The following is a 26,970-nucleotide window of genomic DNA, read 5'->3' as shown; positions in this document are numbered from 1 at the left end:
GCCCAACAAGCGCCCGCTGTCGACGGCGCTCTGCGCCGCGGCAGAAGCTTTCGTTAGCCTCTTGCGAGAGGCTGCTCGATGAAGCTGACGGCGGAGCAGCAAGCCCTGGTTCGCGAGGAACTGTCTCGGTATCTCGAGTCGACAGATTCGCGCAAGATGGTCGCTGATCTGGTCGATGTCGCCCGGGAGGCCTCAGCTCTTCCGGTGTACGCCGACATGGGCGGGGCCTTGCTGATCACCATGGAGGGCGATGTCGAGGTGCCGGGAACGTATCCACGCGTGACGCACGAGGAGTACCTCCGTCGTCGCGAGCAGTTCCTCGAGCGCTGCACGCACGAGGGTAGCCGCTCGACACGCTGACACTCCCTCGACACCTCCCCACTCGGCCGGCTACCTTCGCAAGCCATGCGCCTCGTCAAGGACCTCTCGCTCCCCCTTGCCGCGACAACCCCTGTTTTTCCCGGCGATCCCCCCCCGGAGCTGCGTCCCCTCGCGCGCATTCGTGACGGCGCCCCGCTCGACGTCTCCAGCCTCCACCTTCACGCCCACGTCGGCACCCACCTCGACGCGCCCTCCCATTTCCTCCTCGGCGCGCCGGATCTCTCCGCCTTTCCGCCCGACACCTTCGTCGGCCCCGCCTTCGTCGTGGATCTCGCGCGCCTCCCCAAGGACCGCATCGAGGCCTCCGACCTCGGCGACCTCACCCGCATCCCGCGCCGGAGTCGCCTCCTCCTCCGCACGCGCAACAGCGCCTGCTGGCATGGTCCTTCTCCCGCTGTCGACCTCGCCTTTCTGGATCCGCAGGCGATTGACGCGCTGCTCGCTCGCCGCCCCGTCCTTATCGGATTCGATGCCTACAGCCTCGACCCTCTCGATTCCACGACCTTCCCCGCCCACACCCGCCTTGCGACCGCGGGGCTGCCCGCGCTCGTCGCGCTCGATCTCGATGGCGTCGCGACGGGCAGCTACACGCTCGTTTGCCCGCCTCTGCCGGTCGCACTCGAGGCGAGCCCCGTGCGCGCGCTGCTCTTCTCGCTTTGATGCAGGAAGTGGAACCGCTGGGATCCGGTCTCCGGGCTCTACGATGCACCCGTGAGCGGCAGCGTCGTGCTCCCGACCCAATCCGGTCGGGTGCTGTTCATCGACGGTGCCCCCACCTGCAACTGAATGTCCCGGTCCAAGCGCGGAGCCAACCGCCGCGGGGAAACCCGGCTGTTCATTGACATCCGCTACAAGACGAAAGACGGACAGCCGGCAACGTACCGCAAGGATGCCCAGGTCCATAGCGCTCCTCGCACCGTGCCGTGCAGCATCGCCTGCGTGCGCCTCGGGATATCCTAGGCAATCGATTCCAGCTCATGCACCTCGTCGGCTCCTTTAGCCATACCTTCCACACGGAACAGGCCTTGCTTCGTGAACGGACATGTGACGGATCGGATCACGATCGATGCGCCCGGCAGAATGCAGAGCGCATAGGTCGACGACGATCACGAGCACTCGAAAAGGAGACGTGACATGAAATCAGCAATGATACTCGGAATCGTTTGTGCGGCGCTGTCCATGGTCGCCGGCGCTTCTGCGCTGGCCAACGACCTCGAACTGCAGGCGTACGAGACGGGATCGGACGCAGCGAACGACTTCTGCCGCGATCTGCGCTACGAGGGGGTGGGGACCCTTGCGAGCATCTTCGGGAGCCTCCCTGAGCCGGAGCCCATCACGGAACGGTTCCGAGCGGCCTGCCGCCGGGGCTACGACGATACCATCGACAACAACGCGGCCTGCCAGGAGAGGATCCGAAGGGCAAGCGCGTATAGCCGTATGTGGCAGGCGCGTAGCGACGCTTGCTCATAGTCCCCTGCGGATCCCGCGAGCATGCGAGGGATGCGGCGACATGTATGGCGCGGGCATCTGCCCGTACCCCGATTGTATCTCGCGGTCGACGCACACTCCCGTTCTTCGCGTTCGTCCCGTCTCCTGCCATCCGCTAACCATCCGTGTCCCAACCCACACACCTGCCAACAGCACCGTCCAGTTCTTGCTCGCCCGCCCTGCCATTGACGTTCCGTGCCCCTCGTTCGTCTGTACCCGTGCCGTCAATTTACAAGGCAGGCATACCATGCGAAATCTGACCCTCGGTGACCTCAGGCTCTCGCTCCGTGATCTCCTCGATACTCGCGTCGACGAATTGCGCCTTTCGAAGACCGGCAAGCTCTACGAGCCGCGCCTCCGCAAGAAGCAAACCGAGATCGAATCCATCCCCGATCCCGCGCTCACCCAGGCCCCCCTCGCCGCCGAGCTCGCGTCCACCGACGGGCTCCACGACGGGCTTGGCACCGCCATCCATTACGTCTGCCTTGCCGTCGAGGCCCACCCCATGCTCGCGCCTTCCAAGAAAGACGCCGCCAAGCGCATTCGCGAGACCTTCATCCCCCAGCTCGCCGTTCTGCGCCGTCCTTATATCGACGAGGCCGCCGCGGCGCTCGATTCGCGCAAACAGCTCGACGCCCTCGAACCCGATCTCACGGCCATCACCACCCCTGGCGGCGGAAACCTTTTCGCCTGGGCCACGGACTTCCTCGCCGCGGGCGATTCGATCGATTCCCTCCTCCGCGAGCGCGCCAAGCTCCTCGCGTGCGCCGAGAACGCCGCGAGCACCGCCCCTCTCCGCGCCTCGACCCTCGGCCTCCTCGGCCGCTTCCGCGACGCGCTCCGCGACGAGCTCGAAGAGGAAGCCTCCCTCCTGCCCGCCAACTACGAGGCCTCGCTCTTCGCCTACATCGACAAGCTGAGCGCCGACCGCGCGCGCGCCGCCATGCAGAGCGGAGCCCCGTCCGAGGACGCACCCCTCCCCGCCCAGGCTTGACAAGCCCGCCCAATCGGATCTAGGCGCCGGCCCCTCAGCCCTTCGCCGACTTCGAGGACTTCGCCGGCGCCTTCGCCGCAGGCTTCGCGGGCTCTTCTTCCTCGTCGTCCTCTTCTTCGTCCTCGTCCTCGTCCTCGTCGTCCTCGAGGTCGCTCTCGTCCTCGTCGTCGCTCTCGTCCTCGGCGAGCCGCGCCGCGCGCGTCTCCTCGTCCTCACCGAACAGCGACGGCCCGCCCGCCGCGCCGTGCTCCGCGACGAACAGGTCGGCGATCTCGAGCAGCGCCGCGATCTTCTCCTCGCGCACCGTCCCGTAGATCGAGAGCGCCATGGCCTTCCCCTCCACGCGCACCCACACCTCGCCCGACTCGCACAGAAGATCGCGCAGCGGTCGCGTCAGCCACTTGCCGATCGCTTTCGCCACCGCCGTTGATCCCTCGACGACGTACGCCTCCATGAACTCCGGGTGCTTGCGGAACTGGATGCCCGTGTTCGGCGCGGGTTTGCCGTCCACGACCAGCAGCGGCCGCGCGGTGAACGCGGGGCCCGCCTCCTCCAGCGCCACGATCACCGTCTGGTGATCGCTGCTGCCCGCGACGTCTCCCTGGACGAACCGCGCGTAGGCCACCTTCGGCACGATCTCGTAATCGCCGAGCAACTTCCCGCCGCCCGCGAGCTCCGCCACCGGCCCGAGCACGGGCGGGAGGTTCCCCACGCGCTTCGGACGCGTGTCCTTGCCCTTCTTCTTTTTCGCGCCCGCCGCCTTCGCCCGGGCCTTGCCTTGCCCGGTCCGCCGCGCGCCGAGCGCGTCACGCCACGCTTCGATTGCCGAAAGTGCTCGCTTGTCGACCTGCCCCGTGAGCACGAAGATGAGCCCCGCGGCGATCGGCGCGACGATCCACAGCCACCACATGGCGGCGGAGCCTAGTCCGTCTTCGGGATTTTTCCCACAGGATCGAGGCGAGCCGATCTCCCCCGCGGGAGGTGAAACGAAGCGCCGTTTCCGTTACCGTAGACCCCAAAGCTCGATGCCGCAGTCCTCGCTCTACTGGCTCACCCTCATCGCCCTCGGCCTCTGCGTGATGCTCTCGCTGCTCCGGCGACAAACCGTCGCGCGCCTCAAAACCGCGCAGCGGCAGCTCCTCGATGAGCGCAAAGATCGCGAGCGCGCGACGAGCGAGCTCATCCACCTGAAGTCCCAGCGCGCCGCCGCCGAGAAGGAAGCCGAGGCCGCGAAGAAGGAGGCCGAGGCCGCGAAGAAGGAAGCCGAAGCGGCCGCCGAGGCGAGGCAGAAGCTCGAAGCGAGCGAGGCCGAGGTCGCGCGGCTCGCAGAGGAGCGGGACGCGGCGCAGAAGCTGCAGGAAGAAGCGAAACGCGCGCTCGAAGCGAAGGCCTTCGAAGGCGACGTCGCGCAGAAGACCATCGCCGAGCTCGCCCGGGTCGCCGAGGAAGGTCGCAGCGCAGCGGCCGCGAGCGAGCAGAAGATCAGCGAGCTCGCGAAGGCCGAGAGCGCCGCGCGCGCCGAGGCGGTAGCCGCCGCGAAAAAGCTCGCCGACGTGGAGCGGCAGAAGAAGGCCGCCGAGGAGGGGGCCGTCGCCGCGAAGAAGCAACTCTCGGAGATCGAGGCGAAGCTCTACGAGCGTGAAGCGGCCGCGAAGGAAGCCCAGGAGAAGGCCACGGCCCTCGAAGCCGAACTCGGAAAAGCCCGCGAAGAAGCAGCGAAGACGCCCGCCCCCGCGGCCGCAGCGGCGAGCGGCGGCGGCGCTGGGGATTTCATCGCGGCGCTCGATGGCGATCCCTATCTGAACCGCGGTCAGAAGGAGACGATCCGTATGACCTACAACCAGTTCACGGCGAAGAAGCGATCGTCTTGAACCTCGTGGTAAGGGTCTCCGCGTGACGAGCGTCCTCCCCAGCCTCCTCGGCGTCATCCACCTCCCGCCCCTGCCCGGCAGCCCTCGATCCGACGGCGATCTCGGCCCCGCCGAAGAGCGCGCCTTTCGCGAGGCGGAGCTGCTCGTGGCCGCCGGCTACGACGGCATCGTCATCGAGAACTTCGGCGACGCGCCCTTCTTCCCCGGCCCCGTCCCGCCGATCACGATCGCGTGCATGACCGCCTGCGCGCGCGCCGCGCGGGAAGGCAGCAAGGGCCTCTTCCTCGGCGTGAACATCCTGCGCAACGATGCCGACGCCGCGCTCGCCGTCGCCGTCGCCGCACACGCCGACATGATCCGCGTCAACGTGCACACCGGCGCGCGCGTCACCGATCAGGGCCTCGTGCAAGGCGCCGCGCACCACACGCTCCGCACGCGCCGCGCGCTCGCGGCCGATCGCGTCCGCATCTTCTGCGACGTCGACGTCAAGCACTCCGCGCCCCTCGCGCCGCGCCCCATCGAAGAAGAAGCGCACGACCTCGCCGAGCGCGGTCTCGCCGACGCCCTGCTCGTCACGGGCAGCGGCACCGGCCGCGCCGCCTCCGAGGCCGATCTCGACACGGTCTCGCGCGCCGTCTCCGTCCCCGTCTACGTCGCGAGCGGCGTCACCACGGAAAACCTCGCCGCCGTCCGAAAAGCCCACGGCATCATCGTCGGCTCCGCGCTCCGCGCAGGCGGTCGCGCCGGCGCTCCGATCGATCGCGACCTCGCCGCGCGCTTCGCCGAAGCTTTCCGCGCCTCGCGTCGATGACGATCCGGCCTCCGCGCCGCACGTTCCTCGTCGCCGTCACGCTCCTCGCGCTCGCGCTCCGGCTCGTGTGGAACCTCGTCGTCCACCCGCCGTCCGAGCACCTCTACTCCGACATGGCGGGTTACTTCGAGCGCTCGACCGCGCTGCTCGACGCCCCGCTCCGCAAGGACCCCTCCGCCGCCTTCTTCCCGTACGGCACCCACGTCCTGCTCGCCCTCGTCCGCGCCGTGTTTGGCCGGGAAAACCATGCCGCGCCGGCCGTCCTCTACGCGCTCCTCGGCGCCTCGCTCGTGCCGCTCGTCTCGCTCCTCGTGGAGCGGATCGGCCGCGGCCGAATGGCGCCGCGGATCGCCGCGCTCGTCGCTTGCTTCTATTATCCGTGGATCTCGCTCGGTGGATACTTCCTGAGCGAGCTGCCCTTCACAGTCTGCGTCACCGCCGCCGCGCTCTTTTCGGTTCGCCTCGCGGATACGGGGCGCGCGCGTGACGCCTATCTCTTCGGCGCGGCCGTCGCGCTCGGCGCTACGTTCCGCCCGCAGATCCTGCTCTCGCTCCCCTTGCTTTTCCTCGTCTGGCTCGCGCGCCGCCGCGCCTTGCCGCGCATCCGCCCCGCGCACCTCGCGCGCGCCCTCGTGCCCGTCGTCCTCGTGCTCGCCGTCTCCGCCGCGCGTTTTCATCACCACGTGGACCGCGTCGGCCTGATCTCCGCGAACGGCCCGCTCAATTATGCGTTCGGCCGATGCCACGCCGTCGACATCGAGGCGCGCACGCGTGGCTACTACGCCTCGTTCGGGCCGCCTCCGATGGGCTACCTCGCCTATCGCGACAAGAAATACCCCGATGCGTTCGTCCGGCTCGATCCTGCGTTCGGCGTGAGGCTCACCGTCCAGGGCACGATGTGGAATGACGGCCCGTTCTACGCGCTCGCGCGGAAGTGCGTCGCGACGACCGGTCTCCTCCGGCAGGCGCGATACGCCCTCGGCCACGTGGTGCTGCTCTGGGGCTACAATATCGTCTGGCCCGACTCGGGCACCGACGACTATCGCCGCCCCATGCGGCGCGCGATCGATCTGCACAACGTGCTGCTCCTGCCGCCGATGCTCGTGGCCTTCGCCGCCTCCGTCCGCCGTCACCTCGCGCGGCACGCGCTCCTCTCCGCGCACCTCGTCGCGCTCGTGCTCATGGCGATGGTTTACTTTGGAGACGTACGGTATCGCGTACCCTACGATGGCATCGTGATCGCCCTCGCATTCGACGGGTACGCGCGCGTGCTCGGGTGGGTCCGCAGCATCCTGTCGCGCAGAGCCCGGGTTTGACGACGGGGTCGTGCGTCTCGACGATGCAATCTTCACGCGGGGCCGCACCTTGGTGTACCGTGCCGGCGTGCGACGACCCGGACCCGAATTCGGGCCGCGAAGGAGCCGTGTTCACGGCGTCCCGCTGGCCCTCCTCGCCGCGGCGCTCTGTGCCTCCCCGTCTCTCGCGGCAGCGCAAACCGAGCCCACCGCCGAACCGAAGCCTGCCGCGTCCGAAGGCGCGCCGCCGCTGCCCGATGCGCCGCCGCCGCCCGCGGCAGAAGCGGGCAAGCAGGCGGATCCGCCCCCCGCGAACGACGGCGCAAAGGAGCAAAGGCGCCCCGACGCAGGCGACGTGAAGCCCGCCGAGCCCAAGGCGGAGCCGCCGAAAACGGCCGAGGCGCCCAAAGCGGCCGAACCTCCGCCGCCGGAGAGCGGGTTTTTCCTGGGCTCGTACGGCCGCGTCGGTGCGGCCACCGATTTCCGAAAGCGCCCCGGTCGCGACGCCGACATCGTCGCGCGTGGATCGCGCCTCGACGAATCACCTTATTTCGAGCTCGACGTCCAGCGCCAGGATTACTGGAAAGCCACGGGCACGACGACGCGGGCCGTCATCACGCTCGGCACCTCGGCGCCGCTCTTTCATTACAATGCGGACTTCAACATCCGCATGGCGGTCCGGAACCTGTTCCTCCAGGCGAACAACATCGTCACGAAGGGCCTCTCGGCCTGGGTCGGCTCGCGCATGTACCGCGGCGACGACGCCTACCTCATCGATTACTGGCCCCTCGACAACCTGAACACGATGGGCGGCGGCCTGCGCTACGATTTCGCGAACGGCCGCACCTTCATCGCCTGGCACGCCGGCCTGAACCAGCCGCGCACGGGTTTCTTCAGCCAAACCGTGACGCGCACGCCGGCCTTGAACCAGGTCGGCGCGACGAACGTCAACATCCTCGACCGGCAGAAGTTTATCACGAGCCTGAAGGCGAGCCATGTCGTCAAGGTCGGGGAGACGGCCGGCGTGAAGGCGGTCTTTTACGGCGAGCTCCACGACATCCCCTCGGGCCAGCGCGAGACCGAGGTCAAGGGCACGTTCCAGACCATGCCGGCCGATTTCGGGTACGTGGTCGGCGCGCAATTCGGCGCGTTCACGGGGCGCGACGCCTCGCACGTGAACCTGTTCATCCGGTATGCGGGCGGCGCCGCGGCGTACGGCGAGTTCGGCACGCCGTTCCAGCTCGCGCCGGACCGCACCTCGGCGGGCGCGCGCGAGCTCTGGATCACCCTGAGCGGTAACTGGGAAACAGGCCCGCTCGGGCTCATGGCGGCCGGTTATTTCCGGAGTTTTCGGGATGCGAGCACGTCCCTCGACTACAACGACGTCGACGAGGGCATCATCATGGCCCGTCCCCATTTCTTCCTCACGGAGTGGGGCGGCATCGCGACGGAGATCTCCTACCAGGCGCAGCAGCGCGGCGTGCGGTACCAGCCGCCGACGCCGCCGGGCCAGCCCATTCCGGCGCCCACGAACGATCCGGTCATGGGTGGCCTCTTCCGCATCGGCCTCGTGCCTTTCCTGAATCCCGCCGGCAAGGGCAGCTACAGCCGCCCGCAGCTCCGCCTGATTTATCTCCTCACGCACCGCGACGAGGGGGCGCGCTCGATGTACCCGAAGGACGACGTGTTCAGCCTGCGGGAATGGGAGCATTTCTTCGGCGTCGGGGTCGAGTGGTGGTTCAACGCGCAGACGACCTACGGTGGATGACATGAAAGCGAATCGAAGGAGCCTCATGAATCGAGCGCGTTCATCGGCCGCAATCCTCGGCCTCGTCGTCTCCGGACTCGCGACGAGCGGCTGCATGGAGTTCGAGGACCCGCCGGAGGTCGAGCTCAAGACGAACGTCGTCGACTGGCGCGAGGAGATCATCTACCAGATCCTCGTCGACCGGTTCGCCGACGGCGACTGGGGAAACAATTTTGCCGTCTACCCGTCGGCGCCCGGCAAATGGCACGGCGGCGATTGGAAGGGGCTCGAAGAGCGGCTCGATTACCTCGACGAGCTCGGCGTCACCACGCTGTGGATTTCACCCGTCGTGAAGAACGTCTACACGGACGCCGGATTCGACGCATACCACGGCTACTGGGCGCAGGACCTCACCCAGCCCGCCCCGCAGTTCGGTGACCTCGCGGCGCTCCAGAGCCTCGTGAAGGCGGCGCATGGCCGCAACATCAAGGTCATCCTGGACATCGTCACGAACCACATGGGGCAGCTCTTCTTCTACGACATCAACGGCAATGGGCAGGCGGACGACCCGCTCAACCAATCCGTGCCCGGCACGCCGAACGTCCTCAAGGAGAACGAGTACGACCCGACCTACGACGTCCGCGGCGTGCAGGCGGAGACCTCCCTCGGGGAATCGGGCCTCGCGCCGATCATCTTCGCGCACGACCCGGCGTCGAACCACATGCCGCCGTTCCCGGAGATCCTGCAAAACCCCCTCGCCTACAACCGCAAGGGCCGCACGTACAATTTCGACGACCCCGATCAGCTCGTGCGCGGCGACTTCCCGGGCGGATTGAAGGACGTCAACACGGAGCTCTGCCCGATCCGCGACGCGATGGTCGACGCCTACACGCGCTGGATCGAGCTCACCGACATCGACGGCTTCCGCATCGACACGGTCAAGCACGTCGAAAACGGCTTCTGGCGGCATTTCACGCAGAAGGTGCGGCAGCGCCTGGCCGCGAAGGGCAAGACGAACTTCTTCATGTTCGGCGAGGCGTTCGACGGCCGCGATCAGCTCGTCGGTTCGTTCACGAAAAACGGAAACGACGCCCCGCCGCCGGCCGACGAGCTCGCCACGGACAACCAGTGCGTGACGGACGGCGTCCCGCTGACGGCGGACATGCTCGACAGCGTGTTCTACTTCCCGCAGCAATTCCAGGTCATCCGCGACGTCTTCCGTTATCGCGGGCCCACCTCGAACATCCAGAAGCTCTGGGCCGATCGCGTCGTCAATTACGGCGCGACGCCGGCGCAGGGCGGCGCGGTGAACGCGGCGGGCCAGGGCGTCTCCCCGCAAAAGCTGCTCGTCAACTTCCTCGACAACCACGACGTGCCCCGCTTCCTCTTCACGGGCGCGGGCATGTACCCCGAGGATCCGACCTTCGGCACGCCGCTCTCGCTCGAGACGCGCCGAAAGATGCTGCACAACGCATTGCTCTTCCTCTTCACCGAGGAGGGCATTCCCTGCGTGTATTACGGCACCGAGCAGGATTTCCAGGGCGGCAACGACCCCGGCAATCGCGAGGACCTCTGGACGTCCGGCTACAACATGGGGGCGCCCACGTTCCAGTGGATTCGCCGCCTCTCGGAGATCCGGCGCAAGTACCCCGCCCTGAGCAAGGGCGACCTCCAGATCCTCTGGGCCAGCGATCGCACGGGCCCGAGTGATCCCGACGCGAATGTCTTCGCGTTCGAGCGCACGGGCGGCGACGCGGGCGACTCTTATGCGATCGTCGTGATCAACGCGAACATCGAGAAGGAAGGCTCGCCCGAATTCGGCGGCCAGCCCATGCAGGTCGGCGCCGCGCCCGGCACGGTGCTCGTCGACGTGCTCAATGAGGGCGGACAAACCTACACCGTCACGAACGACGGCCGCCTTTCCATACAACTGCCGCCTTCGAGCGGCGCCGTCCTCGTCCCCGAGTCCCAGCGCTAGCCCCGGAGCTCCCCACGATGGCGTCGGTCACGGTCACGGCCCTCAAGAAGAAGTTCGGACAAACCGAAGTGCTCAAGGGCGTGGACGTGCGCGTGCCCGAGGGCCATTTCGCCGTCCTCGTCGGCCCGAGTGGGTGCGGGAAATCCACGCTCCTGCGCCTGCTCGCCGGGCTCGAAGAGGCCGACACCGGCAAGATCGAGCTCGGGGATCGAGACGTCACGCGGCTCGAGCCGCGCGATCGGAACATCGCCATGGTGTTCCAATCGTACGCGCTGTACCCGCACCTCACCGTGCGGGAAAACCTCGCGTTCGGGCTCAAGCTGCGCAAGACCGACCCAGCCGAGATCGAAAAGCAGGTGAAGCGCGCCTCCGACATGCTCGGGCTCGGGGCGCTGCTCGATCGATTGCCGAAGCAGCTCTCGGGCGGGCAGCGGCAGCGCGTCGCGATGGGGCGCGCGATCGTCCGCAAAGCGGATCTCTACCTCTACGACGAGCCGCTTTCGAACCTCGACGCGGCCTTGCGGGCGCAGGTCCGCGTCGACATCCGCAAGCTCCACGACGAGCTCGGCGCGACGAGCGTGTACGTCACGCACGACCAGGTCGAGGCGATGACGCTCGCCGACGTGATCTTCGTGCTGAACAAGGGCCAGGTCGAGCAATCGGGCGCGCCTTTGGAAATCTTCGACAAACCGGCGACGAAGTTCGTCGCGGCGTTCCTCGGGAGCCCCGCCATGAATTTCATCGACGGGGCGCTGGAACGGGCAGACTCGGCGTGGGTGTTTCGCGCCAATCACCTCGTCGTGCCGGTCGACGAGGCGACCTTCGGCGGGCTCGAACCGGGGCGGAAGGTGACGCTCGGCATTCGGCCGCACGAGGTGGCGCTCGCCGAGGGTGGCGGGGAGACGACGAAGCTCGTGGTCACGGTCGTCGAGGCGCTCGGCCCGGAGACGTATGCGCACGGCGAGATCGCGGGTGCGCCGTTCATTGCCCGCGTGGAAGCTCGCCGAAGCATCAAAAAAGGCGAGACGCTTCCCCTCGTGTTCCGATCGATCCACCTGTTCGACGCGGCCACCGGAAAATCGCTCCGCGCGAGGTGAAAGCGTGAAATCGACCGAGCGGCGACCGTTCCGCGGGTTCTGGGCCTTCGCACTGCTGTTCGTGGTCGTCTTTTTCGCGCCCGCGGCCCGGGCCGAGCCGATCCGGCTCTGGCACGCGCAACGCGGCGACGAGCAAAAGGCGCTCGAAGAGATCGTCGCCCGCTTTCAGGGCGAGCGCGTCGAATTGCTCGCGCTCCCCTCGGACGCCTTCAAATCCAAGGTCTCCGCCGCCGTCCAGTTCGGCGAGGGGCCGGACCTCTTCGTCGACGCGCACGACAAGCTCGGTGATTACGACGGCCGCAAGGTCGTCGCGCCCGTGGGCGACGCGCTCGACCGAAACGCGTTCGCCGGCCCCACGCTCGCCGCCGTCTCGCTCCACGGCGAGCCGTATGGCGTTCCGATCACGCAGAAGAGCATCGCTCTTTACGTGAACACGGACCTCGTCAAGGAAATCCCGGCCGACCTCGAATCGATCGAGGCACTCGCCAAAAATCTCCCGGCCGGGGTCGTTCCCCTCGCCTACTACTCGCAGTCGACGTATTACCACGCCGGGTTCGTCCACGCGTTCGGCGGGCTCATGCTGACGCCCGACGATCAGTTCGGGTTCGCGGGGCCCGCGGCGGAAAAATCGCTCGATTTCGTCCTCGACCTGCGCGCGAAAAAGGTCGTCGCCGAGGATACCGACGTCTCGGTCGTCACGAACCTCTTCCGCTCTGGCAAGGCTGCGTTTGCGATCGACGGCCCGTGGCTCGCGACGAGCCTGGCGGAAGCGACCTCGCTCCATTACCGCGTGGCGCCGCTGCCGCTCATCCGCGCGGCGGGAAAACCCATCCAGCCTTATCTCGGCGTCGAGGCCGTCATGCTCACGCCGAAAGGCGCGACGCGCCCCGAGGTCCGCGCGCTCGCGCGGCTGCTCGCGAGCCCCGAGGCCACGAAGATCCGCCTCGAACGAGCGCGCACCTTGCCCGCGCGCATCGACGTCCCCTTGCCGCCGGAGGACGCGTTCCTCGCCGCATTCGCCGAGCAAGCCAGGTCCTCGATTGCGATGCCCTCCTCGCTCGCGATGAACTCCGTGTGGGAGCCTGCGGACCGGGCCATTCGCAAGGTCCTCCGCCGCGACGCGCTCCCCGCCGCCGCGCTCTCCGAGGCCAAGCGTCGATTCGACGACGTGCGCCGCCCGGCGCCGCCGCCCGCCTCGCGCACGCCCGGGCTCGTCGTGTTCGGCGCGCTGCTCCTGCTCGGCGCGTTGACGCTCGTCCGGCGCGCGAAGGATCCGGAATTCCGAAAAGATGTGAAGCGCTCGCTGCCCGCGTACGCGTACGTCGCGCATGCCATGATTGCAGTCGGCGTCCTCGTGGTCTTGCCGCTCGTGCTCGGCGCGCTCACGTCGCTGCTCGGCGGCTCGATCCAGAATCTGAAAGAGGTCGGCTGGAACAATTACGTCGGGCTCCACAATTTCGTCCAGATCCTCACGGCGCGCGGCAGCCCGCTCCTCTCGACGGGATCGTTTTACGTGGTCCTGCTCGTCACCGTCCTCTGGACCGTGATCAACGTGTTTTTCCACGTCGCGATCGGCGTCGCGCTCGCGCTCCTGCTCTCCCGGCCGATGCTGCGGCTGCGCGCGCTCTACCGCGTGCTCCTGATCATCCCCTGGGCCGTGCCGAGCTACGTGACCGCGCTCGCGTGGAAGGGCATGTTCCACCGCCAGTTCGGGGCGGTCACGGGGCTCATCCAGGCCCTCAACGAAACCTTCGGCACGAGCCTCGAGCCCATTTCGTGGTTCGCTCGTTTCTCCACGGCCTTCGCGGCGAACGTGGCGACGAACGTCTGGCTCGGCTTTCCCTTCATGATGGTGGTGACGATCGGCGCGCTCACCGCGGTGCCGGACGACGTGCTCGAAGCGGCGAAGGTCGACGGCGCGAGCCGCTGGCAAAGGCTCTGGCTCGTCACGCTCCCGATGATCCGGCCGAGCCTCCTGCCTGCCGTGACGATGGGCGCGGTCTGGACGTTCAACATGTTCAACGTCGTCTTCCTCGTCTCGGGCGGCGAGCCCGACGGGACGACCGAGATCCTCGTCACCGAGGCCTATCGCTGGGCCTTCACCCGCAATGCGCAATACGGGTACGCCGCGGCGTACGCCGTGCTGATCTTCCTCCTGCTCTTCGGTCGGACCCGGCTCTCGGATTGGCTCGCGGAGCGGCGCGAGGCGCGCGAAAAGGAGGCCTCGGCGGCGGCGATCGCGAAGGCGGCGGGAGGTGCGGCGTGAACAAGAAGCCTCCGTTTCTCGAATCGGCTGCGTGTCACGTCGTCCTCGTGATTGCGGTGGCGTTCGCGCTCTATCCCGTCCTCTGGGTCGTCGCGCTCGCGTTCTCGGGCACGCAAACGCCTTCGCCCCGCGTGATTCCCGTTCCGGAGGCGCCGACGCTCGCGCACCTCTCGGCCGTCGTGGGCGCCACGCGCAAGGTCGATGGCGTCGAGACCTGGCTCTTCGGCCGCCAGCTCGCGAATTCGCTCGTCGTCTCGCTCGCGACGACGCTCGTCGGCGTGCTCATCGCCATTCCGACGGCGTACGCCCTCGCGCGGTTCCGCTTCGCCGGCAAGGAGTCCGGCGTGCGGGCGCTGCTCGCCACGCAGATGTTCCCGGCCGTGGCGAGCGCGATCCCGCTCTACATGATCCTCAATTACCTGGGCCTTTTGAACTCGCGGACGGGCCTCGTCGTCTGTTATGCCTCGACGAGCGTGCCTTTTTCGATCTTCCAGCTCCGCGCGGCGTTCGAGGCGATCCCGGTCGACCTGGAAGAGGCCGCGATGGTCGACGGCGCCACGCGTTTCTCCGCGTTCGTCCGCGTGGTCTTGCCGGCCGCGCGCCCTGCGATTGCCGTGACCGCGCTCTTCGCGTTCATGGGCGCCTACAACGAGTTCATCCTTGCCGCGACGCTGCTCGACAAGGAGGAGATGTTCACGCTGCCCGTGATGCTGCAGCGGTTCATCGGCGAGTACGACGCGCAATGGGAAAAATTCGCCGCGGGCGCGCTCGTCGTGTCGCTCCCGGTGATGGCGCTCTTTTACGTGGCCCAGCGCCATCTCGTCGCAGGTCTCACGGCAGGTGGCGTGAAGGGGTAGTCTTTTACGGTCTCGACAGCGGGCAAAGGTAGGTGACGCCCGCCCCCACGAGCCCCTCGCCCACGAGATCGATTTCCGGCACGTACGAACATTTCTTCCCGGCCTCGTCGGTCAGAATGCTCGCGCGTCGTTCGAGCAGGTTTTCCACCTGCGCCCGCGTGATCGGACCCGTGCCGCCGACGCGCTCGGCAACCTTGACCGTCGGAGCGCCCTGGCAGGAGAGCACGGCCGTCACCGCGAGGTCGGGCTCGACCTTTTGCCCCGCGTCGCGGCCCGCGACGATCGGGCGCACCGTGCCGCGAATGCTGGCGCTGTACCAGCAGCCGTTATCGAGGGCAAACGTGAAAAGCTCGTCGTAGGACCAGTCCGACGAAACACGTGGTCCGTCTGGGGGTGGTGGAACCTCGGACCCTCCGTCGGGCCCGCCTCGCTGCGCCAGGAGCGAGACCGTATCCGCGAGTGCCACGCCGGAAAGCGGAAGAAGCGCGAATGCAGCGAGTCGACCGAGTCCCGTACCTTTGGACCTGACCATATCCCTCCAGCGGCCCTGCCGGGGGAGCGCGTTTTGCGCGCGCCCCAGGCAACCGGACCCCTCGTCCCGGAGCGATTGCCAGGATGATGCCAACGGATGCCCGGCGGTCGTCGTCGTCAGGGCTTGCGGGCGCGCTCGCGAAAATGGCGTCGAACGCGGAGAGTCAGAAAATCCAGACCGGCCGCGCGATCGTGATCGGCTGCACGCCCGCCTTCGTGCCGAGGAGGCGGTGATCCGGATCGAGCGTGACGGTGACGACCGCCTCGGAGAACGGGACCTGCATCGTGGCCGTGGCGTTCTGGGGAGCGAGGCCGAAATCGACGTTGACGCGCGCCGTCTCCGTCGCGCCCTTCACCTCGACCTCGACGACGCAGGGGAAGAGTTTTCCGGCGGGGTTTTGCTGTGTGACCGTGATCGTGGCCAGGCCGTCGAGCTGCGTCGCCGAGACGTCGAACGTGGGCCAGACCGGCGCGCCTTTGCCGAAGACCCACGCGTCGAAATAAACGTCGAGGTCCTGCCCGGACGCAGCTTCGAGCGCGTCCTTGAGCTCCGCCACGCTGCGCCCCCCCGATTTCGAGAGGAAGTCCGCGATGCCCGCGAGCACCGCATTCTTGCCGATGAGCGGTTCGAGCTGGAGGTAAAGCACCATCGGCCCGGGGCCATACACGTCCCCGTAAAAGTCCTGCACCTCGGGCGCGGGCTCGTCCATGGGGCGGGGCCAATGGGTGGAGAACGGCGAGATGCCATCCCAGTAGGCGCGCGTCGCCGCCGCCTCGCCCTCGGGACGCGCCAGCTCCTCGAAGACGTAAGCGAGATACTCCGCCGTCGCTTCCTTCCAGACGAAATCGGTCGCGGACGCGAGCGTCGTGTGGTCGCCGGCCCATTGGTGGACGATCTCGTGCATGAGCACGTGCATCGGGGCGTCGGCGTAATCGGTCTGGAGTTTGTCGAGCTGCTCCTGCAAGACGATGTTGCCCGGGTGCTCGAAGCCAAGCCACGCCGTCGGCCCGCCCGCGATGCGCAGCTCCTTGCCATACGGGAACGGCCCGAGCAGCGCGGTGATCCAGTCCATGAACGCGCCGACGCTCGGCTTGTCGAGCGACGCGGCGAGGGTGCCGAGCGGGACCTCGTAAAACACGAGCTCGACGTCCGCGAACGTGCCATAGGGCGCGCGCTCCCAGAGCGGATCGGCGGCGATCGCGAACGCGGAATAGGTCGGCGCATTCGTGACGTCGCACGTCGTCTTCGTCTCGCCCGCCGTGAGCGTCCCCGGGCAAAGCACGACGGTGCCCGCGGGGTGCGTGACCTCGAAATGGAAATCGCTCATGCGCGCGGGATCATCGTCGCAAGGACCGAACCTGTCGCAGCCGCCGACCCACGAGAGCAGATACGAAAATTCGCCACCCGCGAGGTCCTTCTTGCGCGAGAACCCGACGTCGAGGCCCCACCACGTATCCTTCGAAACCGTCGTGGTTGCCCCGACCGTGACCGTCGGGCCCGCGGGCATGCCCGCGCCACACGCTTTGAGCACGTTGCTCGCAAATTCGGCGGATGCCGCGGGACCTTCGTTCCACGTGACGTCCGTGAGCGAGGAAGCCTCGCACGATACGCTGTAACAATCCCCGCCCGGCGCCGCGACGTCGAGCGCGAGCAACGACTGCGCCTCGGCCGTGACGAGATCGAACGTGTAGTCGTATCGGACGACGTTCGCCGTGATGTCTCCGGTGAGCCCCGTGCCGCCGCCTCCTCCGGCGCCGCCCGCGCCGCCGCCGCCGCCGGCCCCCCCCTCGCCACACCCGGCGACGCCGCAGTTGGCGGCAGGGTCGTCACTGCAACCGGTGACGAGCAAGGCGAGCGCCGTGAGGCCGGCAAAGAGCTTTCGGGGCGAATCGAGACAGGAGCTTGAGGGGAAGCGCATGGGGGCATCGTACAGGAAAATGCCCACCCGAGAAGATGCGCGCGGGCGGCGAAAGGTGCTTCCGCACCGGGCACGGGATCCATTACGCTCCTCGCGATGCCTTACAAAAGCCTCTCTGCTCCCCGTCGTGTCGAGTCCCTCGACGCGGACGTCCGCGGCGCGGCCGCGATCGACAATCCGGGCCTCGTGGCCATGGTCTCCGCCGCGCCCGCGCGCCTCGCCGTCGTGCCGATCGGCAGCGGCACGAACAAGACGGTGAACCTCTCGCTCGGCCAGGGCGACGAAGTCGCGATGCTGTCGCGCGACGTGGCCCTCGTGCGCAGCGAAAACGAGGTCTGGGCGGTGCTCGACATCCACCACCGCGCCAAGACCGAGCGCGTCGCCAGCGACGTGCGCTCGCTCCGCGGTCGCCCCTCGGGCGAACACGCGCTCGCGCTCACCTGGGACGGCAACGCCATCCAGCTTTCGGTGTCGGGCAACGAGGTCGAGGCGCGGCCCTTCGTGCTGCGCGGAACTGTGAAAGTCGCCGACCTCGGCGCCGTCGACACGACGGTCGTCGTGGAGGTCCCCGGCGGGCTCGAGCTGCGCATGCACCCCGGCCCGACGCCGGAGCCCGGCGCGAACGGACGCGTGGGCCTTCCCGCCGAGGCGAAAAAGTTCGACCGCCTGAGCAGCGGCACGGCCCTGCACGTGCTTTACAAGAAGGGCGATAGCGCCGCGTGCATCGTGACCCAGCGCGGCGGACGGCTCGCGGCGAAGCTGGTCGACATTGGCGTGCCGATCACGTGCGCGGCGGTGAGCGAGACGAGCCTCGTCGTGGGCTTCGCCGACGGACGCGCGGCGCTCTTCGACGGCCAGACGCTCGACGCCGCGGGCGGCGGGCCGATGACCCCGACGCATTCCCTCTCGCTCGGCGCGCGCGGGGAGCCGACCACGATGCTCATCACGAACAAAGGCTCGGCCTGGGTTTGGGTCGGGACGAGCGGCGGTGAGGTCGTGCGCGTGTCGCTCCCGCGGAAGTAATCGTTCCGGGCGCCCGCGCGTCCGTCGCGGCGCACCGCGTTTTCCCCCGCATTCCCTCCTTCCGCCCCACGACACCGCGATCTCGTCCTGATCGCGTATTTCCTTCAGGAACGCCCTGCATCGGGGAAAAGCCTCCGCATGACGCGGACATGCGCTGCTGCCCGGACGACCCGGGTAGAAGGCTGCCGACCACGAAAAAAATCCTTGGCATGATTTCGTGGTTTTTCGCCGCGATCTCGGGTCGCCCGGTTTTGCAGAGACTTGCAAAGCTCCAGGGGTGGGACACATTACGGCCCGACCGGCGGGGCCATGCCACAACGAAACGTCCGTGACGCTGATTCAGCGGCGGACGCAGGGCTTTCGTGCGCTCGCCGCTGCGCGCCCTCGGGGGCGTGGGGGCCATACCTACCTTTCTTCATTTGATCGGAAGGCACCATGTCGAAGCAGGAGGCATCGAACATCGTTTCGGTGGGGGACGTCCTCGCCGGCAAGTATCGCGTGGAGAAGGTGCTCGGGATGGGCGGAATGGGCGTCGTCGTCGCCGCCACGCACCTCGACCTGCGCGAGGTCCGGGCCGTGAAGCTCATGCGTCCCGAGGCGTCGAGCGAGCAATGCGTCGAGCGTTTCCTGCGCGAGGCGCGCGCCGTCGTTCGCCTCCGCAGCGAGCACGTCGCCGAGGTGTACGACGTCGGCCGCCTCGATTCCGGCGCGCCCTACATCGTGATGGAGATGCTCGAAGGACAGGACCTCGCCGCGATGCAAAAGCGCCGCGGCGCCTTCCCCATCGAAGAGGCCGTCCTGTACGTCGCGCAAGCCTGCCATGCGCTCGCCGAGGCCCATGCCGCCGGGATCGTCCACCGCGATTTGAAGCCCGGAAACCTCTTCCTCACGCGCCGCTCGGACGGATCGCCCTGCATCAAGGTTCTCGATTTCGGGATCTCCAAGCACACGAGGCCCGAGGTGGACGATCCGGAGATGACCGGCGCGCGCGACCTCATGGGCTCTCCACTTTACATGGCGCCGGAGCAAATGCGCTCGGCGAGCAAGGTTTGCGCACGGGCCGACGTCTGGGCCCTCGGCGCCATTCTCTACAAATTGCTCACGGGGCGCGCTCCGTTCCAGGCGGCCACGGTGCCCGAGATCTTCGCGGCCGTCCTCGCCAAACCCGTCAAGCTGCCCTCCGCGATCCGGCCCGACGTTCCGCGCGGCCTCGATAACGTCGTGATGCGTTGCCTGGACAAACATACCTCGCGCCGGTATGCCTCGGCCACCGAGCTGCTCAACGCGCTCCGGCCGTTCGGGCCGTGGGACGCGACGCTGGAGGAGGACGGGGAAGCGACCCGTCTTGGAACCCTCGCGCGCCGCAGCAGCATTCCGCCCGGCCGGCTCCGGCTGGTCACGCCGCGAGAAACCCTCGAATCGTCGCCCCCGACGCCGACGCCGGCGCGGACGTCCACGCCGCCCTCGGGGTCCGTGCGCATGCCGAGCCGTCCCCACCTCGCCCTGCTCGGGGAGCAGGAGCCCGCTGCCGAGGTGATCGAGAAAGACGATCGGAGCATGGGGCCCTGGGAGGGCTCGCACGACAAACCCGCTTCACGGCCAGTGCGCCTCGTGCTCGTCGCGGGCTTGACCGCGCTCTCGGCGCTCGCAGGCGCGGGGGTCGCGGCGATCGGCGTGCAATGGCCCGCCTTCCGGGCAGCGCCGCAACGAACCCAGGAGACGAGGGCCCTCGGCGTGCACGTGCCTTTCACGACCACGCGGGAATCGCTCCCCGTGCCCGCGGCGCAGCCACCCGCGCCCGCGTCCACGGTGACGCCCGCGGCGAACGAAATGGATATCGATATCGAGCCTGCGCCGACCGCTTCGGCGTCCGCCGACGCGGACCGCAAGCCCTCGCGAAAAACGCCGGGATCGACGCCCACGGCGGCAAGCCCTACCAAACCCGGGCAGACCGGGCACCGCCCTTACGACCCCTTCACGGGGCGCCATTGACGCGGCGATCGAGGAAGGAGCTTCGACATGTCCGGAAAACACACAGGAGCCGCGCTGTTCACAGCGATCGCCCTTTTCTGCACGATGACGGCCGCGCGCGCCGAGGAGCCCACGTCCACGCACGGGCTCGGTCCGGTCGAGCGCGCGGAGGTGCTCTTCACCCGCGCGATGGAGCTCTCGGCCGAGGGACGCGACGTCGAGGCCTGTCCCATGCTCGAACAGAGCCTCGAGCTCGATCCGGCCATGGGCACACGGTACAGGCTCGCGGAATGTTATGAAAAGACCAACCACCGCGAAACCGCGTATCGGCTCTATACCGAGGTCGCGATCGAGGCGAAGCGCGCCGGCATGACCGATCGGGAGAGCCGGGCGCGCCTGCGCAGCGAGGCGCTGTCGGCGATGCTCGCGCGGCTCGTCGTCTGGGTGCCGAAGGAGGTCGCGGAGACGCCCGATCTCGAGGTCACGATCGACGGCAGGCCGCTCGATCGGGCGGCCTGGACCGGCGATCCGCTCCCGGTCGAGCTCGGCGAGCACGTGCTCGAAGCCATGGCGCCCGGGCGAAAGCCCTATCGTCGTGTCGTGCCCGTGCGCGATACGTCCGTCCCCGTCGAGCTCAGCGTGCCTACGCTGCGCGGCGAGCACGAAGCACCGCCCGTGCCTCACGCCGAAGCCACGATTCCCGTGACGCACGCGAGCGCAGCGACCCCGGCCCCGAGCGTGCGCACCACGGCCGCGCTCGTGCTCGGTGTCGGCGGCGCCAGCGCCTTCCTCGTGGGCGCGGGCATCGCCGGGGTGTCCCTGGCGACGGGAGGTTTGTCTGGGACGACGCGCTCCACGTCCGCGATCGGCCTCGGGCTCGGCGGCGCGAGCGTCGTGGCTGCGGGCGTCCTTTGGCTCGTCACACCACAGGCCAAGCGCGACAGCGGCGCGGCCATGGCCGTCGTGCCCACCGTCGGTCCCCTCGGCGGCGGCGTTTCCCTCCTCGGACGATTCTGAGCCGCTCGTTCTTCCCCCGCGCCAAGCCCGGCTGCTACCCTCCGTCGGGAACGAAGGATCACGGAGGGATTTGTCATGCGAAACCTGACCCTGTCCGACCTGCGCGCGGGCCTCTTGGACCTGTTCCATCACCGCGACGAGGCGCTGAAGGCCACGCAGACGGGCAAGCTGTATGGCCCGATCCTGGCCGCGAAGCGCAAGGCGATCGAGAACCTCGAGGACGCGGGGGGCAGGCCCGTCGGCGATCTGACCGAGGCCGACGCGCATCACGACGGACTCGGCACGGCGATCTGGCATTACACCGAGGCCGTCCTCTCCCATCCGTTCGTGCCCGAGGAGCGGCGCGCGGCGGCGCGTCGCATTCGCGAGGCGTTCATCCGTGACCTCGGCGTGCTCAGCGACAGCTATGCGGAGGAGGCGGCGGCGGCGAAGCAGAACCGGCCGAAGCTCGCGGAGCTCGAAGCCGATCTGCGCGCCGCGCCGACGCCCGACGGAAAGACGCTCTACGACTGGGCGAGCGCGTTCGTGGATCACGGCGACAAACTCGCGCAGCTCCTCGCGGGGCGCGGGCAAGCGACGGGGTTCGAGTATTTCCGCCAGCAGACGGCGCTGCGCGTGACCACGATCGGCCTGCTCGGCCGTTTCCGCGCCGCGTTGCGCGACGAGCTGGTCGAGCACCCGCACATGCCGCGTGATCTCGACGAGCGGATCTTCGGCGGCTTCGATGAGCTCTCGCAGAAGCGCGCCGACGCGAAGGAAAAACGCGCGTAACGGGACGATTCCCTCACCCCCGAACAACTCCCTCACCCCCGGCCCCTCTCCCTTGCGGGAGAGGGGAGACGAGGGAAAGAGGCGCTCAGCCCTTCGGCGCGACGAGCTTCGCGAGGTCGCGGGCTTGTTTGGCGTAATCGGCTTTGCCGAGCTTGTCGTAGCCCTTGGCGAGGTCCTCGTAGATCTGGGTCATCTCGGCGGGCTCGGGTTTCGTGAGGATCGCGCTGTTCAGCTCGAAGATCGCCGAGACCTGCCGGCCCGAGCGCGCGAGGGCCTTGGCGTAGAGGCGGTGGACCTTGGTGTTCGAGACGTCGACGTAGATCGCGCTTTCGCCCACCTTGACCGCCTCTTCCCAGAGGCCGCGCTCGACGAGCAGCTCCAGAAGCTTCACCCACACGCGCCGATCGTGCTGATCGAGCAGCGATAGCCGCCGCAAGGCGTCGAGCTGCCCGGCGATGTCCTTTTGCTCCTTCGCGAGGTCGTAGAGACCCTGGAGCGGCTCGGCCTGCGAGGGGTCGAACTTGAACGCGGCCTCGAAGCAGGCCTTCATGCGCGTCTTGTCCTTGCGCATCTCGGCGAGGTCGGCGGCCTTCATGCGCAGGACGTAGCCGTCGTGGCCGTTCGCCACCATCTTGTCGAGGATCCGCGCCGCGTCGTCGAGCTTCTTTTCGCCCATCGCGAGGCGCAGGCGCACGAAGTTCGCGTCGGGTTGCTTCGGATCGAGCGCGAGCGCCTCGTCGAGCACCGCGAGCGCCTCCGGCTTCTGCCCGTCCGAAAAAAGCGCGAGCGCGAGCTCCACGAGCTTCTTCGGGTTTTTCGGATCGGTACGCAGCGCCTTGCGCGCCTCGTCGAGCGGAGGCGCGTGCAGGTCGGGCACGTATTGCTTTTCGTAACGCGCGAGCCGCTTCTTCAGCCATTCGCGGAACTGCCGATCGACCTCGTCGTGCGAGACGCCGAGCGCGCCCTTGATGACGTCCGGCGTGCGCTCGCCTTTGCCCCAGCGCGGCAGCATGGCCGCGACTTTGTCGAATCCGTATTTGTCGGCCATGAACACGACGAGCTGGCTCGCCGCGAAATAGGCCATCGTCACGTCCTCCACGGAGTCGACGTGGGTGAAGGCGCGGTTGAAGCCGTCGAGCGGCGGGATGCGCCCGCCCTTCAGCGCGGCGAAGAGCGCCGGGTCCTCCTCGCGTTGCCATTCGGGGCGGCGAATGATGGTCTCGTATTCGCTGAGGCCCTCGGTGAACCAGCGCGGAACGTGGCTCTTCGAATACTGGATCGCGAAGACGTGCCCGAGCTCGTGCCAGAGCACGTTGCCCCAGTTGAACGGGCCCGCGCCAGGCGAGAGCGCCGCGAGGGACTGGCCGAAGCAAACGCCCTGGATGCCGACGTTCGGCAGGCCGCTCGTGCGAATGCTGAAGTGCTCCGAGTCGGCGTAGAGCTCGATCGAGACGGGCATCTTCGGCGTGAAGCCATAACGCTTCACCATCGAATCCCACGCCTCGTCGAGCATGCGCGGGACGTAGCGCTCGAGGACGGGCTTCTCCTCCTTGTGATACCGAATGCGGAAGCGCGTGCCGTTCGTCGCGACGTACTCCCCGGGGATCGTCTTCTCGAACAGGTTCAGCGTGTTGTAGGCGCGGACGTTGAACCGATCCTTCTTCCACGATTTGCGGAGCGCATCGAGGCCGCCGTCATCGTCGCCGAGGCGGATCTTGTTCAAGCCGAGCGTCGCGAAGGCCTTCATGTCCTGCGCGTCGACCTGCGTGGCCTCGTCCATCATGCGGACGATGTCCTCGTAGCGATGCTCCCACTCGGCGTACTCCGCGACGATCTGGAAGAACGCGGAGTACTCGGGGTTCAGCGAGAGGACCTGCTTCTTCGTGGCCTCGTAACCCGCGAGATCGTCGGCGAGGAAGCGCGTCGCCGCCTTCATCGCGAGCAGCTCCAGGTTCGTCGCGTCGACCTCGAGGCCACGCTTGACCGCCGCGTCCGCCGCCGCGATGTCCATCGTGCGCAGCGCGAGGCCGGCGCGGATCACGTACGCCGAGGTGAGGTTCGGATTCACCTCGAGCGCCTGCTTGATCTCGCTCTCGGCCGCCTCGAAGTCCATGGCGTTCTCGAGCTTGACGCGCGCCATCGCGACGTGGACGCGCGGATCCTTGGGCGCGATCTTCTGCGCGGCCTTGACGGACTCGCCCGCCTCGCCGGGGTTGTACTTGTCGAGGAAGAGCTCGGCGCGCCAGAGGAGCGTCTCGACGCGCGTCTTCGCGCCCGCCTTCTCGGCCTCGCCATACGCCTGGTTCGCGTCGTGCGCCGAGCGCAGGAGATGCGCCGCGCGACCGACGAGCGAGAGGCCTTCGGCGTCACGATCGTTGATCGTGTCGTCGTTGTACGCCTCGACGAGCCTGCGCAGCGGCACGCTCGCCGCGCCGCGTTTTCCGCTGCGGATCAAGAGCTCGCCGAGGACGAGCCGCGCCCTGTGCGCCGTGTCCTCGTCCGCGACGTCCTTCACGGCGTCGATCGCCTCGTTCACCTTCCCTTGCGACGCGAGCGCCTCGGCGATGATGGGCGCGGCCTGGATCTTCGTGTCCTTGCCGAGCGCCGCGGCGCTCTTCGCCGTCTTCACGGCGTCGGCGTAGCGGCCCTGGAGGAGTTCGAGCCGCGCTTTCTCGACGAGGGCCGGGCCGCGCTCGGGCCCGGACTTGACGGCGTCGAGCTCCTTCTGCGCGGCGGCGTAGTCGCCCTTCTGCGCGAGGATCGCGGCGCGCCCGACGGCCTTGCCGGACGTGTCGTCCGCGAAGGATCCAGCCGGAGCGAGCAAGGTGGCAGCGAAGAGGGCAGCGAGAAAGGAGCGGTTCGTGCGCATGTTCGTCGAGCCGGAAAGGCAGGTTCTTTCTTACGACGCGCGCCGGCCCCTTTCCAGGGCGAGCGTACGCTGGCGAGCAGGCGGGCGCTCGACGTCGCTGGCTTTTGGACCGAAAGGAGTCTAGGAGGAGCGGCGCCGTGGGTGCGAGGGCATGCGAAGTGGAACGCGCGCAAGAGCGCGAGGGCGCGCACGAAGACGCGCGCCGGACGTCGCGACGCGTCAGCGAGCTGGTCGAGAAGGGTCTCGTGGATCGCGGCGAGATGGAGGCGCTCGAGCGTGTCGCAGAGCGCTTCAGCGTGGCCATCACGCCCGACCTCGTGGACCTCGTCACGCCGGGTGATCCGAACGACCCGATCGCGAAGCAGTTCGTACCGAGCAAACGCGAGCTCCGGATCCTGCCGGAAGAACGCGTGGATCCGATCGGCGACGATCCGCACACGCCGGTCAAGGGGATCACGCACCGCTACCCGGACAGGCTGCTCTTGAAGCCGGTCCACGTCTGTCCCGCGTACTGCCGTTTCTGCTTCCGGCGCGAGAAGGTCGGTCCGGGCAGCGAGGTGCTGTCGCGCGAGGAGCTCGCGGCGGCGCTCGCGTACGTGCGCGCGCACGAGGAGGTGTGGGAGGTGATCCTGAGCGGGGGCGATCCGCTGATCCTGCCGCCCCGCAAGCTCGCCGAGATCACCTCCGCGCTCGCCGCGATCGAGCACGTGCGGATCCTGCGCGTGCACACGCGCGTGCCGGTGATGGAGCCCGGGCGCATCGACGCGGCGATGATCGAGGCGCTGCGCGTGCCGGGCCTGACGACGTACGTCGTTTTGCACACCAACCATCCCCGCGAGCTCGGTCCGAAGGCGCGCGAGGCGTGCACGCGGATCGTGGACGCGGGGATCCCGATGCTGTCGCAGACGGTGCTCCTGCGCGGGGTGAACGCGGACGCCGAGACCTTGAAGGAGCTGTTCCGTGAGCTCGTGGTTTTACGGGTCAAACCGTATTACCTGCACCACGGGGATCTGGCGGTGGGGACGGGTCATTTCCGGACGAGCATCGCGGAGGGGCAAACGATCCTGCGCGAGCTCAGGCAGAGCTTGTCGGGGATCGCGCAGCCGACGTACGTGCTCGATATCCCGGGCGGTTACGGGAAGGTGCCGATCGGGCCGGGGTATCTCGGGGCGGAAGGGGAAGACGGGCGGCGGACGGTGGAAGATCCGTGGGGGCGGAGGCATGAATATCCGCCGGGGAACGGGAAGACGGGGGATTGAAGGGGGGCAGGTCAGGCGGGGCGTTTCCAGGCGCAGACCGTATCGATGTAATGCATGGCGTGGGTGACCTGGACGCATGCCAGCACCTCCCGGGCCGAACCGAGAGCCGAGGGATGGTTCGACGCCTCTCCTGTCCGCAGCTCGGACGCACCACGTCCACGCTGCCCATAGCGCCCCTCCCATGAGACCCCTGGCCGCCAAGGGGTGCGCCGAGCGTCTGGACTCCAGGGCGGCGTTCGGAGTTTCATGACGACCTCACGCGCCTGCACACCCAAGAGTCGCACGAGCTCTGCGTGGGCCAAACTCCGCCGGTGCCAAGTCACCCCCTTTGGGATATAAAAATAGCTGGTCGTAGTGCGTCGCCTTGACGGGCGAGCGAGCAAGGTCTTCGATGATCGTCGGGAGAGGCTACGCGCTCCGCGAGAAGATCGAGGAAACCGCCGATTTTTCCCTGTACCGCGCGTGCCGCGAGGGCGACGGCGTCCCGGTCTTGCTGAAAATCCTGCGCGCGGAAAGAGCGACTGGCGCCGAGGTCGCGCGCTTCAAGCACCAGTACGAGCGCATCGCGCGCCTCGCCTCGCCCCGCCTCGTCGCGCTGTGCGGCGTCGAGGCGCTCGCCGGCTCCTTGATCGTCGTCCTCGAGGACTTCCCGGGTCGCGATCTCGCGCGGATCCTCGCCGCGCGCCCGTCACGCAGGATGCCGGTCGGCGAAGCGCTCGATCTCGCGGCTGCGCTCGCCGAAGGGCTCGCCGTGGTGCACGCGGCCGGGCTCGTCCACCGCGATCTGCGCCCGCAGAACGTGCTCGTCGGCGCGCGCGGCGCGGT

Annotated in this window: 21 protein-coding genes; 17 read left to right on the top strand and 4 right to left on the bottom strand. The window is 68.1% G+C overall.

All coding sequences use genetic code 11. From position 1 onward, the window contains the following. The first annotated feature begins 78 nt into the window (after positions 1 to 78). The 3 genes from KEG38_RS04420 (at position 79) to KEG38_RS04410 (ending at position 2,863) form a co-directional block, all read left to right on the top strand. Positions 79 to 360 carry a hypothetical protein gene (locus KEG38_RS04420; RefSeq protein ID WP_272417747.1) on the top strand — a complete coding sequence of 94 codons (282 nt, stop codon included), beginning with the start codon at positions 79 to 81 and terminating at the stop codon, positions 358 to 360. A gap of 45 nt (positions 361 to 405) precedes the next feature. Next, positions 406 to 1,041: a cyclase family protein gene (locus KEG38_RS04415; RefSeq protein ID WP_272417746.1), complete on the top strand. Its 636-nt coding sequence runs from the start codon at positions 406 to 408 to the stop codon at positions 1,039 to 1,041. A 1,075-nt stretch (positions 1,042 to 2,116) separates the two neighbouring features. Beyond that, entirely contained in the window at positions 2,117 to 2,863 is a 747-nt protein-coding gene (locus tag KEG38_RS04410; protein ID WP_272417745.1) for a hypothetical protein, read from the top strand. A gap of 34 nt (positions 2,864 to 2,897) precedes the next feature. Here the strand turns inward: KEG38_RS04410 and KEG38_RS04405 are convergent, their stop codons facing one another. Next, on the bottom strand, positions 2,898 to 3,773 hold the full coding sequence (locus tag KEG38_RS04405; protein ID WP_272417744.1) for a hypothetical protein: 876 nt from the start codon (positions 3,771 to 3,773) through the stop codon (positions 2,898 to 2,900). A gap of 115 nt (positions 3,774 to 3,888) precedes the next feature. Here KEG38_RS04405 and KEG38_RS04400 point away from each other — a divergent pair, with 115 nt between their 5' ends. The 8 genes from KEG38_RS04400 to KEG38_RS04365 all read left to right on the top strand — a co-directional run bounded on the left by KEG38_RS04400 (position 3,889) and on the right by KEG38_RS04365 (position 14,785). Further along, on the top strand, positions 3,889 to 4,734 hold the full coding sequence (locus KEG38_RS04400; RefSeq protein WP_272417743.1) for a coiled-coil domain-containing protein: 846 nt from the start codon (positions 3,889 to 3,891) through the stop codon (positions 4,732 to 4,734). A 22-nt stretch (positions 4,735 to 4,756) separates the two neighbouring features. Further along, the gene (locus tag KEG38_RS04395) at positions 4,757 to 5,545 is read left to right on the top strand and encodes a BtpA/SgcQ family protein (protein WP_272417742.1); all 789 of its coding nucleotides are present in this window, start codon (positions 4,757 to 4,759) and stop codon (positions 5,543 to 5,545) included. Then, positions 5,542 to 6,861, top strand: a complete 1,320-nt coding sequence (locus tag KEG38_RS04390) for an ArnT family glycosyltransferase (RefSeq protein WP_272417741.1) — start codon at positions 5,542 to 5,544, stop codon at positions 6,859 to 6,861. Before KEG38_RS04395 ends, KEG38_RS04390 begins: the two co-directional genes overlap by 4 nt. Positions 6,862 to 6,928: 67 nt before the next feature. Then, the gene (locus tag KEG38_RS04385; protein WP_272417740.1) at positions 6,929 to 8,608 is read left to right on the top strand and encodes a carbohydrate porin; all 1,680 of its coding nucleotides are present in this window, start codon (positions 6,929 to 6,931) and stop codon (positions 8,606 to 8,608) included. Positions 8,609 to 8,633: 25 nt separating this feature from the next. Then, positions 8,634 to 10,565 (top strand): alpha-amylase family glycosyl hydrolase, encoded by a 1,932-nt coding sequence (locus KEG38_RS04380; RefSeq protein WP_272417738.1) that lies wholly within the window; start codon positions 8,634 to 8,636, stop codon positions 10,563 to 10,565. 17 nt (positions 10,566 to 10,582) lie between these two features. Continuing rightward, positions 10,583 to 11,662: an ABC transporter ATP-binding protein gene (locus tag KEG38_RS04375; RefSeq protein WP_272417737.1), complete on the top strand. Its 1,080-nt coding sequence runs from the start codon at positions 10,583 to 10,585 to the stop codon at positions 11,660 to 11,662. 4 nt (positions 11,663 to 11,666) lie between these two features. Then, positions 11,667 to 13,928, top strand: a complete 2,262-nt coding sequence (locus tag KEG38_RS04370; protein ID WP_272417736.1) for an extracellular solute-binding protein — start codon at positions 11,667 to 11,669, stop codon at positions 13,926 to 13,928. Continuing rightward, positions 13,925 to 14,785, top strand: a complete 861-nt coding sequence (locus KEG38_RS04365) for a sugar ABC transporter permease (protein WP_272417735.1) — start codon at positions 13,925 to 13,927, stop codon at positions 14,783 to 14,785. The genes KEG38_RS04370 and KEG38_RS04365 overlap by 4 nt, the downstream gene beginning before the upstream one ends. Before the next feature lie 4 nt (positions 14,786 to 14,789). Here the strand turns inward: KEG38_RS04365 and KEG38_RS04360 are convergent, their stop codons facing one another. Both KEG38_RS04360 and KEG38_RS04355 read right to left on the bottom strand, forming a co-directional pair. Continuing rightward, complete coding sequence (locus KEG38_RS04360; RefSeq protein WP_272417734.1) at positions 14,790 to 15,251, bottom strand: hypothetical protein; 462 nt, start codon at positions 15,249 to 15,251, stop codon at positions 14,790 to 14,792. A gap of 229 nt (positions 15,252 to 15,480) precedes the next feature. Next, positions 15,481 to 17,235 (bottom strand): M1 family aminopeptidase, encoded by a 1,755-nt coding sequence (locus KEG38_RS04355; protein WP_272417733.1) that lies wholly within the window; start codon positions 17,233 to 17,235, stop codon positions 15,481 to 15,483. 96 nt (positions 17,236 to 17,331) lie between these two features. Between KEG38_RS04355 and KEG38_RS04350 the strand changes: the two genes are divergently transcribed. From KEG38_RS04350 to KEG38_RS04335, 4 genes are all read left to right on the top strand, one after another. Next, on the top strand, positions 17,332 to 18,258 hold the full coding sequence (locus tag KEG38_RS04350) for a hypothetical protein (RefSeq protein WP_272417732.1): 927 nt from the start codon (positions 17,332 to 17,334) through the stop codon (positions 18,256 to 18,258). Positions 18,259 to 18,693: 435 nt separating this feature from the next. Then, positions 18,694 to 20,250: a serine/threonine protein kinase gene (locus KEG38_RS04345; protein ID WP_272417731.1), complete on the top strand. Its 1,557-nt coding sequence runs from the start codon at positions 18,694 to 18,696 to the stop codon at positions 20,248 to 20,250. A 27-nt stretch (positions 20,251 to 20,277) separates the two neighbouring features. Further along, entirely contained in the window at positions 20,278 to 21,246 is a 969-nt protein-coding gene (locus tag KEG38_RS04340) for a tetratricopeptide repeat protein (protein ID WP_272417730.1), read from the top strand. Between the two features lie 75 nt (positions 21,247 to 21,321). Continuing rightward, on the top strand, positions 21,322 to 22,017 hold the full coding sequence (locus tag KEG38_RS04335) for a hypothetical protein (protein ID WP_272417729.1): 696 nt from the start codon (positions 21,322 to 21,324) through the stop codon (positions 22,015 to 22,017). Positions 22,018 to 22,102: 85 nt separating this feature from the next. On the opposite strand, the gene KEG38_RS04330 is transcribed toward KEG38_RS04335, so the two are convergent. After that, entirely contained in the window at positions 22,103 to 24,886 is a 2,784-nt protein-coding gene (locus KEG38_RS04330; protein WP_272417728.1) for a tetratricopeptide repeat protein, read from the bottom strand. Between the two features lie 137 nt (positions 24,887 to 25,023). Between KEG38_RS04330 and KEG38_RS04325 the strand changes: the two genes are divergently transcribed. Together KEG38_RS04325 and KEG38_RS04320 are read left to right on the top strand one after the other, a co-directional pair. Continuing rightward, entirely contained in the window at positions 25,024 to 26,145 is a 1,122-nt protein-coding gene (locus tag KEG38_RS04325) for a lysine-2,3-aminomutase-like protein (protein WP_272458200.1), read from the top strand. Positions 26,146 to 26,536: 391 nt separating this feature from the next. Continuing rightward, on the top strand, positions 26,537 to 26,970 hold a 434-nt coding region (locus tag KEG38_RS04320), incomplete at its 3' end, for a protein kinase (RefSeq protein ID WP_272417726.1).

Source organism: Polyangium jinanense (assembly GCF_028435265.1).
GTDB classification, from domain to species: domain Bacteria; phylum Myxococcota_A; class Polyangia; order Polyangiales; family Polyangiaceae; genus Polyangium; species Polyangium jinanense.
This window is presented reverse-complemented; position numbering and strand designations above follow the sequence as displayed.

Bases quoted from the DNA above. Each gene is read 5' to 3' on its own strand.
- KEG38_RS04420 (WP_272417747.1), top strand. From the start codon at position 79: ATGAAGCTGACGGCGGAGCAGCAAGCCCTGGTTCGCGAGGAACTGTCT.
- KEG38_RS04415 (WP_272417746.1), top strand. From the start codon at position 406: ATGCGCCTCGTCAAGGACCTCTCGCTCCCCCTTGCCGCGACAACCCCT.
- KEG38_RS04410 (WP_272417745.1), top strand. From the start codon at position 2,117: ATGCGAAATCTGACCCTCGGTGACCTCAGGCTCTCGCTCCGTGATCTC.
- KEG38_RS04405 (WP_272417744.1), bottom strand. From the start codon at position 3,773: ATGTGGTGGCTGTGGATCGTCGCGCCGATCGCCGCGGGGCTCATCTTC.
- KEG38_RS04400 (WP_272417743.1), top strand. From the start codon at position 3,889: ATGCCGCAGTCCTCGCTCTACTGGCTCACCCTCATCGCCCTCGGCCTC.
- KEG38_RS04390 (WP_272417741.1), top strand. From the start codon at position 5,542: ATGACGATCCGGCCTCCGCGCCGCACGTTCCTCGTCGCCGTCACGCTC.
- KEG38_RS04380 (WP_272417738.1), top strand. From the start codon at position 8,634: ATGAATCGAGCGCGTTCATCGGCCGCAATCCTCGGCCTCGTCGTCTCC.
- KEG38_RS04375 (WP_272417737.1), top strand. From the start codon at position 10,583: ATGGCGTCGGTCACGGTCACGGCCCTCAAGAAGAAGTTCGGACAAACC.
- KEG38_RS04355 (WP_272417733.1), bottom strand. From the start codon at position 17,235: ATGCGCTTCCCCTCAAGCTCCTGTCTCGATTCGCCCCGAAAGCTCTTT.
- KEG38_RS04350 (WP_272417732.1), top strand. From the start codon at position 17,332: ATGCCTTACAAAAGCCTCTCTGCTCCCCGTCGTGTCGAGTCCCTCGAC.
- KEG38_RS04345 (WP_272417731.1), top strand. From the start codon at position 18,694: ATGTCGAAGCAGGAGGCATCGAACATCGTTTCGGTGGGGGACGTCCTC.
- KEG38_RS04340 (WP_272417730.1), top strand. From the start codon at position 20,278: ATGTCCGGAAAACACACAGGAGCCGCGCTGTTCACAGCGATCGCCCTT.
- KEG38_RS04335 (WP_272417729.1), top strand. From the start codon at position 21,322: ATGCGAAACCTGACCCTGTCCGACCTGCGCGCGGGCCTCTTGGACCTG.
- KEG38_RS04330 (WP_272417728.1), bottom strand. From the start codon at position 24,886: ATGCGCACGAACCGCTCCTTTCTCGCTGCCCTCTTCGCTGCCACCTTG.